This window comes from Streptomyces ovatisporus (assembly GCF_042653885.1).
GTDB classification, from domain to species: domain Bacteria; phylum Actinomycetota; class Actinomycetes; order Streptomycetales; family Streptomycetaceae; genus Streptomyces; species Streptomyces ovatisporus.
In genome coordinates this window covers 51,433-65,589 of record NZ_JBHSFH010000017.1, presented here as the reverse complement: position 1 = coordinate 65,589, position 14,157 = coordinate 51,433, and the positions used below count along the sequence as shown (strand labels likewise).

Here is a 14,157-nt window from a genome sequence, read left to right as displayed (position 1 = left end):
GCGCGCGTGTGTACGCCGTGTGCACTGCTTACCCCGTCTGTGTCACAGCGAGATCACGTCGTGGCCCACCGGCACGTGTTGTGATCAGGGCGTGCCGTGCCGCGTGTGCTGCCCCGCCACGTCGGGCCCGTCCGGCCCGTCCGCCGCACCGGCCGCCTGACGCACCAGCGGCACGATCCTGAGCGGTACGGGGTTCTCCATGACGATGGCCGTGGAGGCCCGGACGATCCCCGCGAAACCGACGACCCTGTCGATCACCCGCTGAAGATCGGCGTTGGACCGCGCCACGAGGCGGCAGAGCATATCCCCGTGCCCCGTCGTCGTATGCAGCTCCAGCACCTCCGGTACGGAGTCGAGGTGGGCGCGTACGTCCGAACCCTGTCCCTGCTTGATCTCCAGGGTGGCGAAGGCGGTGACCGGATAACCGATGGCGGCCGGGTCGACGTCCGGGCCGAACCCACGGATCACGCCCTGGGACCGGAGGCGTTCCAGCCGGGCCTGCACGGTGCCGCGGGCCACCCCGAGCCGCCGGGACGCCTCCAGCACCCCGATCCTCGGTTCGTCCGCGAGGAGTTCGAGCAACCTTCCGTCGAGCCGGTCGATACCCAAGGCTTCCCCTTCCGTCACCAACTTTCTGGGCACCTTGTACAGATCGTCCGGTCCAGACCGCGTACTACTGTGCAAGGTGCTCAGTGAATACGGGAAGTATTGCGCACCTTGCGGAACGGCGGGAGCCTGAAGCCATGACTGAGACCACCCACGCAGCCCCCATGGCGACATCCGACGAAGGCGCCAGGCAGGCCGACCCCTTCCCGGTGAAGGGGATGGACGCGGTCGTCTTCGCCGTCGGCAACGCCAAGCAGGCCGCCCACTTCTACTCGACGGCCTTCGGCATGAAGCTCGTCGCCTACTCCGGCCCGGAGAACGGCAGCCGCGAGACCGCCAGTTACGTGCTCGAATCGGGCGCCGCCCGGTTCGTCTTCACCTCCGTCATCAAGCCCTCGACCGAGTGGGGCCGGTTCCTCACCGAGCACGTCGCCGCCCACGGCGACGGCGTCGTCGACCTGGCCATCGAGGTCCCCGACGCCCGGGCCGCGTACGAGTACGCCGTCTCGCAGGGCGCGAAGGGTCTCGCCGAGCCCCACGAGACGAGCGACGAGCACGGCACCGTGGTGCTCGCGGCCATCGCCACCTACGGCAAGACCCGGCACACGCTCGTGGAGCGCTCCGGCTACAGCGGCCCCTACCTTCCGGGCTACGTCCCGGCGCAGCCGATCGTCGAGCCCGGCAAGCGCAACTTCCAGGCGATCGACCACTGCGTGGGCAACGTCGAGCTCGGCAGGATGAACGAGTGGGTGGGCTTCTACAACAAGGTCATGGGCTTCACCAACATGAAGGAGTTCGTGGGCGACGACATCGCGACCGAGTACAGCGCGCTGATGTCCAAGGTCGTCGCCGACGGCACCCTGAAGGTCAAGTTCCCGATCAACGAGCCGGCGATCGCGAAGAAGAAGTCGCAGATCGACGAGTACCTGGAGTTCTACGGCGGTGCGGGCGTCCAGCACATCGCACTCGCCACGAACGACATCGTCGCGACGGTACGCGCCATGCGCGCCGCCGGCGTCCAGTTCCTGGAGACCCCCGACTCCTACTACGACACCCTCGGCGAGTGGGCCGGTGAGACCCGGGTGCCCGTGGAGACGCTGCGCGAGCTGAAGATCCTCGTCGACCGGGACGAGGACGGCTACCTGCTGCAGATCTTCACCAAGCCCGTTCAGGACCGGCCCACCGTCTTCTTCGAGATGATCGAACGGCACGGCTCCATGGGCTTCGGCAAGGGCAACTTCAAGGCGCTGTTCGAGGCCATCGAGCGCGAGCAGGAGAAGCGCGGCAACCTCTGACGCGACGTGTGAGGCCCCTGCGGGCCGTACGGACCGGCCTTCGGTCCGTACGGCCCGCACTGCTTCCCGCTTTCCGCGCTCCCGGTTCCGGCCTCCGTTCCGCCCCCCAGCGCCGGCACGTCCGGCCTTCCCCGCGACTCCGTGCAGGTGCGAGGGTGAGCGGCATGAGCGAGCTGACCGCACGGCTGCGGGAGGGCCTCCCCGCGGACGCCGTCCTCACCGATCCGGACGTGACCCTCTCCTACGCCCGTGACATGGCCGACTTCTGCGCGTCCGGAACCCCGGCGGCGGTCGTCCTGCCCGGCAGCGTCGAGGAGGTGCAGCACGTCATGCGGACGGCGACCGCGCTGCGCGTGCCCGTCGTGCCGCAAGGCGCCCGTACGGGTCTGTCGGGCGCGGCCAACGCCGGCGACGGGTGCATCGTCCTCTCGCTGCTGCGGATGAACCGGATCCTGGAGATCAACCCGGTCGACCGGACCGCCGTCGTCGAACCGGGCGTCGTCAACGCCGTGCTCACGCGTGCTGTCAACGAGCACGGCCTGCACTACCCGCCGGACCCCAGCAGCTGGGAGGAGTGCACGATCGGCGGCAACATCGGCACAGCCGCCGGCGGCCTGTGCTGCGTGAAGTACGGGGTCACGGCGGAGTACGTGCTCGGCCTGGACGTCGTCCTCGCCGACGGCCGTCTGATGTCCACCGGCCGCAGCACCGCGAAGGGCGTCGCCGGATACGACATGACCCGGCTCTTCGTCGGCTCCGAGGGCAGTCTCGGCGTGGTCGTACGGGCGGTGCTCGCGCTCAGGCCGCGTCCGCCCCGGCAGCTCGCTCTGGCCGCCGAGTTCCCCTCCGCGGCCGCGGCCGGTGACGCGGTCTGCCGCATCATGGAGAGCGGCCACGTGCCCTCCTTGATGGAGCTGATGGACCGTACGACGCTGCGCGCCGTCAACGCCCTGACCAGGATGGGACTGCCCGAGTCGACCGAAGCGCTGCTGCTGGTCGCGTTCGACACGCACGACCCCGCCGCCGACCTCGCCGCTGTGGGCGAGCTGTGCGGGTCGGCCGGTGCCAGTGAGGTCGTACCCGCCGAGACCCAGGCCGAGTCGGAGATGCTGCTGCAGGCGCGGCGCAGTGTGCACTACGCCCTGGAGGCGCTGCCCGGCACCACGATGATCGACGACGTGTGCGTACCGCGCTCGAAGCTGGCCGAGATGCTGGAGGGCACGGCCGCCATCAGCGAGAAGTACGGCCTGACGATCGGCGTCTGCGCCCACGCCGGCGACGGCAACACCCACCCCACCGTCTGCTTCGACCCGGACGACGAGGACGAGACACGCCGGGCCTACGAGGCGTTCGACGCCATCATGGCGCTCGGCCTCGACCTCGGAGGCACCATCACGGGCGAACACGGCGTCGGTGTACTGAAGAAGGAATGGCTGGCGCGCGAACTCGGCCCCGTGGGGCTGGAGATGCAACGCGGCGTCAAGCAGCTCTTCGACCCGCTGGGACTGCTGAATCCGGGCAAACTGTTCTGACCGCCGCGGCGTCATGTTCGCGTCCAGGGCGCGGCTGTGTACGGCAGTCGAACGAAGCGTCGACGTGAACTCACGTTCAAGGTTGCGGAATTGGGCCTTTGAACGGTGTACTGAAAAGTCTGGCTGTGTCCGCCGACAACGAGGGACGGGCGCAGCGTCACGAGACGACCACGGGGGACGACACGTGTCGGACATCAACTCCTTACTGAGCCACGCCGTACCGGCGGTCGGTGCGGCGGTCAGCGCCTACGGCGCCGGCGTACTGACCCGGGCCGAGGACGAGGCGGCCATGGCGACCGTACGGCTGGGGCAGCGGCTGCTCGACCGGATCCTGCGCCGCACGCCCGACCCCGCTCCGATCGAGGCGGCGGTGACGGACCTCGCGGAGACGGGCGAGGACTCGGACGCGCTCGCCGCGCTCCGTTTCCAGATCAGGAAAGCCCTGCTGGCCGACCCGTCCCTGATGGCGGAAGTGGCCGCGCTGCTTCCCGAGCGGCCTGAGGCGCGAGCCGAGGGCGAGCGGAGCGTGGCGGTGGCGGGGGACATGGCCGGGATCGTCTCCACCGGGGACGGCGCGACGAACGTCCAGCCGCGGTGAGCGGCGGCACCGGCCCCCTCGACGGGGCTTCGCCGGAGGCCCGCCGGAGTCCGCAGCCCGCCGCTCCAGGTGGCGCGGACCTCGCGGAAGAGGCCGAACTCCCGGGCGGAGCAGGCTTGTTGCCTGCCTCGCCCCCGGCCGCGGCCGAGCGGGGCGCGCGGTCCGTCGTCATCGACGGTGACAACAAGGGCATCGTGAGCACGGGCGACTTCGCCTTCAACGTGTTCTACGCCGAGGGCCGCTTCGTCGAGACCGAGAGCCTGCGGGAACTCCCCCTGCACGAGGCCCCGTTGCTGCCCGCCTCCGGGCGGACCGAGCTGTTCGGGCGCGATGAGCTCGTCGAAGAGGTCTCTGCCCGGCTCGCCGAGGGCACCAGCGTCCAGCTGTACGGCGAACCGGGCGTCGGCAAGCGGGCGATCGCCGAAGCGGTGCACCGGCGGCTGGCGGAGCAGGGCGGACGCGGCCACGTCCTGTCGCCCCTGGCCGGGGAGACCGGCACTCTGGAGCTCCTCTACCGGCGGCTCGCCGAGGCGTTCTTCGGGAAGCCCTTCCTGCGGGAGGTGGACGAGACCGTGCTGCGGGCCGCCGTCGCCGGTGTCTCGGGCGTCCACATCACCGTCTTCGACAGCGAGTTGGGGCGGGAGGACCTGGCCAGGGTGCTGGAGACCTTCCCGGGCTGCACCTTCCTGTTCACGTCGCCGTACGCCACGCTGCCGGACTCCCGGGCGGCCCACCACGTCCAGCCCCTGCCGCGCGCCGCCGCGGTCGAGTTGCTCAGCGCCGGACTCGGGCTTTCCCTGGGCCCGGAGGGGCTGCGGAACCTCCAGTTCGACCACGTCTACGAGATGTCCGAGGGCCGGCCCCAACGGCTGCTCCAGTACGCGGAGTTCATCAAGGGATCAGACGCGTGGCGGGCGGGGCGCCCCGCCGGGCCCCACGACAAGCCGCCGCCGGTCGACCCGGCCCGGCTGAACCCACGCCACCAGGCCGAGGCCCTGGCCGTCGCCCTGAGCGAGCCGGCCCGGCGTGTGCTGGTCGCACTCGCGACGTTCAAGGCACCGATGTCACCCGACTGGTTCGCGCCGGTCACCGGCGACCCACAGGCCGCGGGCACAGGGCCCGAGCTCCACGACCGCCGCCTGGTCACCTGCCGGTACGGCGTGTACCAGATCACCGAGGAGGCGGCCGCCGCGGTCAGGGCCCAGGACTGGCCCGCCGCTCCGGCGGCCACCGCCGCCGAGGGCCTGACGGCGGCGCTCGCCGCCGAGGACCGGGCTCCGGCGCCGGAGCCGTACCTCCTGCTGACCGTCGCCCGTGCCTTGCGGGACGCTCAGCAGTGGGTCCTGGTCGCGCGCTTCGTCAGGGCCGCCGCCCCGGTGGCACTGGCGGCCGGCCGTGGCCAAGTGGCCCTCCAGCTCTACGGGTTGGGCAGGATCGCCGCGGGCCGCGGCGGACTCTCCAAGGACCTCAGGTACTACGTGAAGACCGAGGAGCAGACCCGCGATCTGCTGGCAGGCGACAAGCTCGCCGTGGTCGCGGCCCTTGCACTCCTCTCCGCCCCCGTCGCCCCGACGGCCAAGCTCGGCGGTCTGGTGAGCTGGGCCGCGAAGTTCACCTCGACCAAGGTCGCGGTCACGGCGGGCGCGGCGACCGTGGCCGTCGGAGCCGCTGTGGCGGTCACGGTGGCGACCAGCGGATCCGACGTCCCCGCCGGATGCGCCGAGGCGCAGCAGGCCATGACCGACCAGCGCGAACCCGCCGACATCCGGTTGTTCCGGGATCTGGCCGGCGAGCACCGGAAGGTGGCGGGCGCGTTGGAGGCAGCCGCGGCCGAGGCGACGGAAGGGAAGGTCGAGTCCGCGCTCCGGACACGGGCCCAGGAGCGCGAGAAAGAGGCCGCCTCCGCAGAGAGCGAGGGCGACGGGGGCCTCAGCCAGGACGTCCACCCCGACGTCATCGCCGCCCAGACAGCCAGCAGGGCGACCCTGGGGAAGACGCGCGACTACCTGGTGATCTCCCCTGTCTGCCCGAACGTCCGGGAATGACAGGCGAGTCGGCCGTGCGGCGCGGGAGCCCGGGTCGCACGGCCGGCCGCTCGGCGTCCGCGCTGCGGCCCGGTGCCGTGCCCGTAACGGCCGTACAGCCGCGGCGACTTGCGCAGCGGCCGGGGAGAAGTGCTTCGGCGGCGCCGGAGGCCCGCTCCGCGTGACGCGAACGAGTGAACTCCGGAGAATGCCGCGTCACACCTCCGCATCACCGGACTCGTCGGACGGCAGGCGGGCGTCGTCACTCGACGCGTTCTCCAGCAGGCCCCTCAACGCCGCGTCCACGCCCAGGATGTCGGGCTCGCGCCCGGGCGGGACCAGTCGGAGCGTGCGCTCCAGCCAGCCCGAGACCACGGACGAGGGCATCTCCAGCAACGCGTCTCCGTCCGGGGAGGAGAGCGCCACGCAGATGAGGTCGCGGCCCTGCACCTTCGCCGGCCACACCCGCACGTCCCCTTCGCCGCACGGCCGGAAGACGCCCTCGACCAGCAGCTCACGCGCGAAAGTCCAGGTGACCGGTGCACCCGGCCCGACATGGAAGGCCACGCGCGCCGCATACGGATCCTGCGCGCGGTAGGACAGCCGCGCGTGGACGGGCAGGCTGCGCTCCCGGGAGAGCACCAGCCTGGTCTCCACTTCGCTTTCGACGAGCATGTTCATCGGAGCGCCCCTTTCGCAATCACGTGGCCAGGCGCGCAGCCTGAGGTGGCGTGCACTGGAAGAGAGGGCCCAGGCAGTGTGTTCTTACGCGTCTTCGCTTCATTCTTCCTCCGGGGAGGGAGTACGCGTCCAGCTGGGGTGGGCAAGTCGTCTGCCCTGTCTGGTAGATGTGGACACTACGCTTCACTATTGCCTCCGCGCGGGGCAACTGCACAGCACGTACGCAACACGACGACACAACGGTCGAACAGATACGGGACCTGGAATATGAGTGCGCCCCTCTCGGGAGCCGGCGGCCCTGCCCCCGGCTTCTATCCGGATCCGTCCATCCCCGGCTATATCCGCTACTGGAACGGGTCTTCCTGGGTGCCCGGCACCAGCCGTCCCGAACCCGGCGAAGGCGAACCGATGCCTTCGCCGCCGACCGCCGAAGCGGCATCGTCGGCCATCTCCGCGGCCCCGCCCGCCTCCAGGGCCGAACCCGCGCCCACGGAGGAGACGGGTCCCGTCTTCCTCGACGAGGACAACGCCGGTCACGACACCGGCGCCGACGAAGCGGGCAGCCCGGTACCGGTGGCCCGAAGTGGCGGCTCCCTCCCGGAGGTCCGGCCTCGGGGAGAGGTCGCACAGGCGTCGGCCGAACCTCTCGACTGGGACGATCCGAGCCGTCTGCACGGCCGCCGTCCCGAACCCGCCTCGGCATGGCAGGCCGACGCCTCCAGACAGGCGGGCTTCGCCGGGCAGAGCGAGGAGCGCGTCTCGTGGGGCCGTGGCGAGAGCGAAGTCCCGTCCGCCGGCGGCACTTCCGGCACTTCCGGCGCCGATCCGCGCGGCGGCTGGGGCCGTTCCGTGGACGAAGGCCCAACAGGCGGGGACCAGGCCGGTGGTGGGAGCGGCACCCGCCGCGAAGACGGTGAGAGCGGCGGTGGAGCGCAGAGTGCGGGAGGTGCCGCTCCCGGTGCTGTGCCGGACGCCGCACAGCCATCCGTGCCGGACGCCGCACAGCCACCCGTGCCGGACGGCACCTTCCAGATGCGTGCGATGAGTGCCGAGGACCTCCGCAACGCCGCGAGGGCCCGCCGGGGCAGCGCAGCGGCGGCTCCGTCGCCCGACCACACGGTGGGTCTGCGCCGCTCGGACGTGGCCGCTCAGCGCAGGGACAGCCAGGCGGCTCAGCCCGCGCCCGCCGTGCCCGCCCAGCCGCAGACCCCCTCGCAGCCTCTCGCGCAGCCGCAGACCCCCTCGCAGCCTCCCGCCCAACCGCAGACCCCCTCGCAGCCTCCCGCGCAGCAGGCGCACGCCTCCGCCCCCGCCCAGGTCCCGCCCCAGCAGGGCTCGCCCGGCGTTCCCCAGAGCCCGCAGCAGCCCTCCTGGGCGCAGCAGGTGCAGGACCTCGCCGGACGGAACCAGGTCCCCGGCGGTGAGGTACCCGGTGCGCACGTTCCGGGCGGTCCCTTCGGCCCGCAGGGCGGGGCCGAGCCCGTCACCCCCTGGCGTCCTCCCGTCTCGGACCCGTTCCTGCGGGCGGCCCAGCAGGAGGCCCGTCCGGCCGCGCTGGGCAAGCGGTTCGGAGCCCGCGTCGTCGACGGCCTGCTCACCTCGGCCGTGGCCGCGGGTGTCGGCTTCTTCTTCACCGGCCAGGCCGTGGACCACATCGAGGGGAAGATCGAAGCCGTCCGGCTGGCGGGCAGGACGGAGCAGGTCTGGCTCATCGACGGCACCACCGGCGGCTATCTGGCCGTCGTGCTCGGTGCGCTGGTCCTCTTCGGCCTGCTCTACGAGGTGCTGCCGACCTGCCGCTGGGGCCGCACCCTCGGGAAGAAGCTGTTCGGCCTGCGGGTGCTGACGATGGAGCAGCAGGACAAGCCGGACTTCCGCAGCGCGTGCCTGCGCTGGCTGGTGCACGGTGCCCTGTCGGTCCTGGTGGTCGGCGTCGTCAACGTCCTGTGGTGCCTCTTCGACCGGCCCTGGCGCCAGTGCTGGCACGACAAGGTGGCGGGCACCTTCGTCTCCAAGGACTCGGGGGAGATCCGGCTGTAGAGCCTCGCGGAGCGGCCGGACGCACCCGCGAACTGCTGCGGGACCCGTCCGGCCGCTGCCGTGCGACCGGGCGCCCGTCACTCCGATGACGCACGCCGGATGCGAGGCCGTCCGGCCCGCGTTCCACTCGGCCCATGAGCTCGGATCAGCCGGACCACGACCCGTTCCGCAAGCGGGACGACCCGCGGGAGTCGCCGGAGGACACGTCCGGCGGCGCCGCGGGGCCCCCGCCGTCGTACGGAGGCGGGCCGTACGGCAGTCCGCCTCCGCCTCCCGGCGGCTCAGGTCCCGGGGGCGCCGAGGGCGGCCCGTACGGCGGCGGACCGGCAGGCCCGTACGCGGGCGGCCCCTACGGAAGCAACCCGTACGGCGACATGACCGGTGCCGCCGATCCGCTCGCGGGCATGCCGCCGCTCGCCTCACGCGGCAAGCGGCTGCTGGCGCGGATCATCGACGCACTTCTCATCGGCATCCCGCTCGGACTCGTCTTCTGGCTCGCGCAAGGGGACTGGGACTCCGTCGACAACGGCCGTACCTACACACAGCAAGGTGTCTACTCCCTCGTCTATCTGGTCTACGAGGGCCTGATGGTGACGACTTCCGGTCAGACGGTCGGCAAGAAGCTCATGAAGATCCGCGTCGCCGTGCTCGCCGACGGCGACGTGCCACGGGGGATGCCGGGCTGGGTACGCACGCTCGTCTACCACGTGCCACCGCTCGTGCCCTGCGTCGGCTTCCTCTTCTGGCTGGTCAACGTGCTGTTCTGCACGTGGGACAAGCCGTACCGGCAGTGTCTGCACGACAAGGCGGCCAGAACCGTGGTGGTGGCGACCGACTGAGCGGCTCCCCGCGTCACGACGAGAGGAATCGTCGTGACGCGGGGAGTCGTTCAGTGCCGCAGGGAGGGCTCGGCGAGACGGCGCCCGGTCCGGCCGGAGCGCCCCGCCCCGACAGCCGTGGCTGCCGTGTCGTGCCGGGTGTGCACCCGGGATGCCGCGGCGGCGACCGTGGAGGCGCGTGCCGGCGCCTGCTGCGCGCTCGCACTTCCGCGCGGCCTACGGGCCCTCGCAGTACCGGGTGCGGTGAGGGCCACCAGCACGCCGAGTACGAGAGCGGCCGCAGCGATCACGGCTACTCCGGGGCCCGACGGGGACCCGGAGAGCAAGAGCATGGCGAGGGTCGAACAGATGACGGTGACCGAACCGTAGGCGAACTGTGCGGGGGTCGGACGCGGCATGGCGTTATCCGTCCTCGGGAGACAAGTCGGGGGTGGGCCGGTGGATCGATCCGGCGCTGAGGGAGCTCTCGCAGAAGACTCTACGACCGGGATGCCCGGCCACACCCCACGGTAAGCGTGAGCCCGGCCACGTCGGCGTTGCACAGGGGGCGCACAGTCGCACAGTGCTCCGGCCGTCCCAACTGGTGGACATCCGGGGTCACTTGCCCGAGCCGGACGAATCTGTGCATCAGGGTCTGTCTTTTCTCTCTCTGCTGCTATGAAATACCTCCTGTCACATCACTCCACAGGGGAGGGCACCGCAGAGGTGAACGGCAGACGGCGATCCAAGAGATCGAGAGCAGCCACGCTGGCGACGGCAGTCGCCGCGATAGGCGCGACCGCACTCATACCCGCGAGTGCGGCCCAGGCCGAACCGGCCGCCGCGCCGCAGGCGTCCGTGCATCCGGCACTGCAGGCCGGGCTCGTGCAGCCCGGCACGCCGGGGCAGCGCCAGGGCGGACACAGCGAGGACAACCTGAAGGGTCCGTTCGACGACGAGCAGGACGCCCAGCGTCAGGCGGCCCTTGAGCAAGTCGCCAGCGGCGACGCCAAGTTGGTGGACCGCAAGGGGTCCAAGGTCGCGAAGCTCGACAGCGGCAAGTACGTGGAGCTGGGGCGCGAGAAGACCGACAAGATCTTCACCATCCTGCTCGAGTTCGGCGACAAGGTCGACGAGGAGTACGGCGGCACGCCCGGCCCGGTGCACAACAAGATCCCGGAGCCGAAGCGCAAGGACGACAACTCCACGTACTGGAAGAAGGACTTCAACAGGAAGCACTTCCAGGACCTCTACTTCTCGGACAAGACCGAGGACTCGGTCAAGAGCTACTACGAGAAGCAGTCCTCCGGCCGCTACTCGGTCGACGGCGCCGTCTCCGACTGGGTCAAGGTCGACTACAACGAGGCGCGCTACGGCTCGAACTACTGCGGCGACAGCAACTGCCCGACCGTGTGGGATGCCGTGCGCGACGGCGTCAACCAGTGGGTCGAGGACCAGGAGGCCGCGGGCAAGACGGACGAGGAGATCGCCGCCCAGCTCGCGGACTACGACAAGTGGGACCGCTACGACTTCGACGAGGACGGCAACTTCGACGAGTCCGACGGCTACATCGACCACTTCCAGTTCGTCCACGCGGGCGAGGACGAGTCTGCGGGCGGCGGTGCCGAGGGTGAGAACGCCATCTGGGCGCACCGCTGGTACGCGTACGGAAGCGATGCGGGCAAGACCGGCCCGGAGCAGAACAAGGCCGGCGGCACCGAGATCGGCGACACCGGCATCTGGGTCGGCGACTACACGGCGCAGCCCGAGAACGGCGGACTGGGCGTCTTCGTCCACGAGTACGGCCACGACCTGGGTCTGCCCGACCACTACGACACCACTGGTGGGGGCGAGAACTCCGTCGGGTTCTGGTCGATCATGTCCGTGGGCTCCTGGCTGAACAAGGGCAAGGACGCCATCGGCGACTCCGCCGGCGACATGAACGCCTGGGACAAGCTCCAGATGGGCTGGCTGGACTACGGCAAGGCCAAGGCGGCCACCAAGTCCACGCACAAGCTGGGCACTCACTCGTACCAGACGAAGAACAAGCAGGCCGTCGTGGTCGAGTTGCCCGAGAAGGACGTCACCACGACCATCACGAAGCCCGCCGAGGGTGAGAAGCAGTGGTGGAGCGGCAGCGGCGACGACCTGCGCAACACCCTCAGCCGCAGCGTCGACCTGACCGGCAAGTCCAAGGCGTCGCTGGACCTTCAGGGCTGGTGGGACATCGAGGAGAACTACGACTTCCTCTACACCGAGGTCTCCGAGGACGGCGGCGAGACGTGGACGCCGATCGACGGAACGGCCGACGGCAAGGCCATCCCGCGGGACGGCAGCGACCAGCCGGCGCTCTCCGGGGTGTCGAAGTCCTACCTCGATCTCTCGTACCCGCTCGACGAGTTCGCAGGAAAGAAGATTGATGTTCGCTTCCGTTATCTGACGGACGGTGGGGTGGCCCAGAAGGGCTTCGCCGCGGACGCGATCAGCGTCACCGCCGACGGCGAGAAGGTCTTCGAGGACGGCGCCGAGGGCGCCGACGACAACGGCTGGGCCACGAAGGGCTTCTCGCGCATCGGTGAGTCCTTCACGAAGCCCTACGCGCAGTTCTACATCGCCGAGAACCGCAACCACTCCTCGTACGACAAGGCGCTGAAGTACGGGCCGTACAACTTCGGTTGGGCCTCCACGCGACCCGACTGGGTCGAGCGCTACGCGTATGAGAAGGGGCTGCTGCTGTGGCTGTGGGACACCTCTCAGCTGGACAACAACGTCTCCGCGCACCCGGGCGAGGGCCTGATCCTGCCGGTGGACGCCCACGCCAAGCCGGAGATGTGGTCGGACGGCAAGCCGCTGCGCAACCGCATGCAGGCCTACGACTCCCCGTTCAGTAAATTCGCCTCGAAGGGGATCACACTCCACAACGACGGCGAAGCGGTGAAGATCAAGGGCAAGAAGGGCGTTCCGGTCTTCGATGACCACAAGGGAACGTACTGGTACAAGTCGAACCCGACGGCCGGAGTGAAGGTGCCGGACACCAACACCCAGGTCAAGATCCTCAAGCAGTCCCGCTCGGGTAAGACGATCACCCTCCAGGTGAGACCTTCCACAAATTAATTTGCATCGTTGCAGGTCAAAACATGATCGGCCGTTGCCCCCCTGGCGGGCAGCGGCCGATCGCGTTTAGATGCACGTGACGGGCCTCCGCAGAGGTCCACCGGAACAGTTTTTCGCGGGGGTGTTGTTGATCATGGCTGGAGGCGGATTCGTCCAGCTGCCGGACGGAAGCGTGATCGTCGCGCTTACCTTGCCGGTGCCGGTTCAGCGGATGCACAGGCAGCCTGAACCGGGCACGGGGGAGACCGCGCACGCGGGCCCGGAGCCGGTCGCCGAGGACCGGGTGCCGGGGCCGGGCACCGTGCGGCAGGGCCGCAGGGGCGGCGCCTACGACGGTCTGGAGCCGCAGAGGCGGCGCTGGTCCGCACACGCGGACGAGCCGCACACGGTGCGTGCAGTCGCTCCGAGGCCCTACGGGGACGAGCCGCGAGTGCGCGTGCTCGTCCACTCGCTCAACCGTGCCCGCGCCCTGACCAGGCTGCGGAACCTCGGCATGCGGTCGGTCTACCTCCGCGGCAACGCGGAGCCGCCCACGACGGACGAGATCACAGCGGTGCTGCACCATCCGGACGGCCTGGTCTGGCGCATGACGCCCGGCGACGACCGCGAGGCGTGGCACCCCATCGAGTCCCTGCTGCACCCCTCGCGCCGGGTCCGTACCGGCTAGGGCACGCCGGGGCGTCCGGCCGGTCTCCCCGGGCCCACGGGCCTCCGAGGGCGTGCGGGCGGCCGTCTCAGCAGGACCCCGCGGTACCTCGCTCAGACCCCGCACGCGTGCGTTGCGGGGGCTCAGGTGCGCCGTGGCGCACGCTCAGTCGTCCGCCAGTACGGGCGTCCCGGTCAGGGTGACGCCCGCCTCGCGGAGCTGCTCGATGGCGTGCCGGGTGGTGCCCGGGGCGACACCTGCGGTGAGCCCGAGCAGGACGCGTGTGCCGAAGCCCTCCGAGGCGGCGTCCAGGGCGGTCGCGCGTACGCAGTGGTCGGTGGCCACACCGACCACGTCGACCTCCCGCACGTTGCGCTGCCGCAGCCAGTCGGCCAGCGGCACGCCGTGCTCGTCCTGGCCCTCGAAGCCGCTGTAGGCCGCGGTGTACGCGCCCTTGCTGAAGACCGCGTCGATCGAGCCGGCGGCCACGGCGGGGGCGAAGTTGGGATGGAAGCCGATGCCCTCCGTGCCGGCGACGCAGTGCGGCGGCCAGGAGCGCTCGAAGTCGGGGTTTTCCGAGAAGTGGTCGCCCGGCTCGATGTGGTGGTCGCGGGTCGCCACGACATGGTCGTAGCCGGTGGAGGCGTCGCCGATCAGGTCGGTGATGGCTGCCGCCACGTCCGCACCGCCCTTGACCGCGAGGCTTCCGCCTTCACAGAAATCGTTCTGCACGTCTACGACGATCAGTGCCCGGTGCATGCGATGCCTTTCGGGGGTCCGGCGGTCGGGAACGACGGTCGGCT

At 70.6% G+C, this 14,157-nt stretch carries 12 protein-coding genes; 8 read left to right on the top strand and 4 right to left on the bottom strand.

The annotated features are described in order from the left end of the window. Positions 1-84: 84 nt before the first annotated feature. Positions 85-609: an Lrp/AsnC family transcriptional regulator gene (locus tag ACFPA8_RS26285; protein ID WP_386452510.1), complete on the bottom strand. Its 525-nt coding sequence runs from the start codon at positions 607-609 to the stop codon at positions 85-87. A 134-nt stretch (positions 610-743) separates the two neighbouring features. Here ACFPA8_RS26285 and hppD point away from each other — a divergent pair, with 134 nt between their 5' ends. The 4 genes from hppD to ACFPA8_RS26265 all read left to right on the top strand — a co-directional run bounded on the left by hppD (position 744) and on the right by ACFPA8_RS26265 (position 6,076). After that, positions 744-1,901 (top strand): 4-hydroxyphenylpyruvate dioxygenase, encoded by a 1,158-nt coding sequence (gene hppD, locus ACFPA8_RS26280; RefSeq protein WP_386452508.1) that lies wholly within the window; start codon positions 744-746, stop codon positions 1,899-1,901. Positions 1,902-2,065: 164 nt separating this feature from the next. Then, positions 2,066-3,433, top strand: a complete 1,368-nt coding sequence (locus ACFPA8_RS26275; protein WP_386452506.1) for an FAD-binding oxidoreductase — start codon at positions 2,066-2,068, stop codon at positions 3,431-3,433. Positions 3,434-3,617: 184 nt separating this feature from the next. Further along, positions 3,618-4,031 carry a hypothetical protein gene (locus ACFPA8_RS26270; RefSeq protein WP_386452505.1) on the top strand — a complete coding sequence of 138 codons (414 nt, stop codon included), beginning with the start codon at positions 3,618-3,620 and terminating at the stop codon, positions 4,029-4,031. Positions 4,032-4,150: 119 nt separating this feature from the next. Further along, complete coding sequence (locus tag ACFPA8_RS26265; RefSeq protein WP_386452503.1) at positions 4,151-6,076, top strand: P-loop NTPase family protein; 1,926 nt, start codon at positions 4,151-4,153, stop codon at positions 6,074-6,076. A gap of 195 nt (positions 6,077-6,271) precedes the next feature. Here the strand turns inward: ACFPA8_RS26265 and ACFPA8_RS26260 are convergent, their stop codons facing one another. Next, positions 6,272-6,736 carry an SsgA family sporulation/cell division regulator gene (locus ACFPA8_RS26260; protein WP_386452501.1) on the bottom strand — a complete coding sequence of 155 codons (465 nt, stop codon included), beginning with the start codon at positions 6,734-6,736 and terminating at the stop codon, positions 6,272-6,274. Positions 6,737-7,003: 267 nt separating this feature from the next. Here ACFPA8_RS26260 and ACFPA8_RS26255 point away from each other — a divergent pair, with 267 nt between their 5' ends. After that, positions 7,004-8,776: an RDD family protein gene (locus ACFPA8_RS26255; protein ID WP_386452499.1), complete on the top strand. Its 1,773-nt coding sequence runs from the start codon at positions 7,004-7,006 to the stop codon at positions 8,774-8,776. Positions 8,777-8,910: 134 nt separating this feature from the next. Continuing rightward, complete coding sequence (locus tag ACFPA8_RS26250; RefSeq protein ID WP_386452498.1) at positions 8,911-9,615, top strand: RDD family protein; 705 nt, start codon at positions 8,911-8,913, stop codon at positions 9,613-9,615. Between the two features lie 50 nt (positions 9,616-9,665). Here ACFPA8_RS26250 and ACFPA8_RS26245 read toward each other — a convergent pair whose 3' ends face one another. After that, positions 9,666-10,013, bottom strand: a complete 348-nt coding sequence (locus ACFPA8_RS26245) for a hypothetical protein (protein WP_386452496.1) — start codon at positions 10,011-10,013, stop codon at positions 9,666-9,668. 259 nt (positions 10,014-10,272) lie between these two features. On the opposite strand from ACFPA8_RS26245, the gene ACFPA8_RS26240 reads away from it, so the two are divergent. Both ACFPA8_RS26240 and ACFPA8_RS26235 read left to right on the top strand, forming a co-directional pair. Beyond that, a complete protein-coding gene (locus ACFPA8_RS26240; protein ID WP_386452494.1) occupies positions 10,273-12,708 on the top strand; it encodes an immune inhibitor A domain-containing protein in 2,436 nt (811 codons plus the stop codon). A 388-nt stretch (positions 12,709-13,096) separates the two neighbouring features. Further along, positions 13,097-13,375, top strand: coding sequence for a hypothetical protein (locus ACFPA8_RS26235; protein ID WP_386452643.1), 279 nt, complete (start codon positions 13,097-13,099; stop codon positions 13,373-13,375). Between the two features lie 144 nt (positions 13,376-13,519). On the opposite strand, the gene ACFPA8_RS26230 is transcribed toward ACFPA8_RS26235, so the two are convergent. Continuing rightward, positions 13,520-14,113: a nicotinamidase gene (locus tag ACFPA8_RS26230; RefSeq protein WP_386452493.1), complete on the bottom strand. Its 594-nt coding sequence runs from the start codon at positions 14,111-14,113 to the stop codon at positions 13,520-13,522. Between the last annotated feature and the right edge of the window lie 44 nt (positions 14,114-14,157).

Excerpts from the sequence above, each read along its gene's own strand:
- hppD (WP_386452508.1), top strand. The coding sequence starts at position 744 with ATGACTGAGACCACCCACGCAGCCCCCATGGCGACATCCGACGAAGGC.
- ACFPA8_RS26240 (WP_386452494.1), top strand. The coding sequence starts at position 10,273 with ATGAAATACCTCCTGTCACATCACTCCACAGGGGAGGGCACCGCAGAG.
- ACFPA8_RS26245 (WP_386452496.1), bottom strand. The coding sequence starts at position 10,013 with ATGCCGCGTCCGACCCCCGCACAGTTCGCCTACGGTTCGGTCACCGTC.
- ACFPA8_RS26255 (WP_386452499.1), top strand. The coding sequence starts at position 7,004 with ATGAGTGCGCCCCTCTCGGGAGCCGGCGGCCCTGCCCCCGGCTTCTAT.
- ACFPA8_RS26250 (WP_386452498.1), top strand. The coding sequence starts at position 8,911 with ATGAGCTCGGATCAGCCGGACCACGACCCGTTCCGCAAGCGGGACGAC.
- ACFPA8_RS26275 (WP_386452506.1), top strand. The coding sequence starts at position 2,066 with ATGAGCGAGCTGACCGCACGGCTGCGGGAGGGCCTCCCCGCGGACGCC.
- ACFPA8_RS26260 (WP_386452501.1), bottom strand. The coding sequence starts at position 6,736 with ATGAACATGCTCGTCGAAAGCGAAGTGGAGACCAGGCTGGTGCTCTCC.
- ACFPA8_RS26230 (WP_386452493.1), bottom strand. The coding sequence starts at position 14,113 with ATGCACCGGGCACTGATCGTCGTAGACGTGCAGAACGATTTCTGTGAA.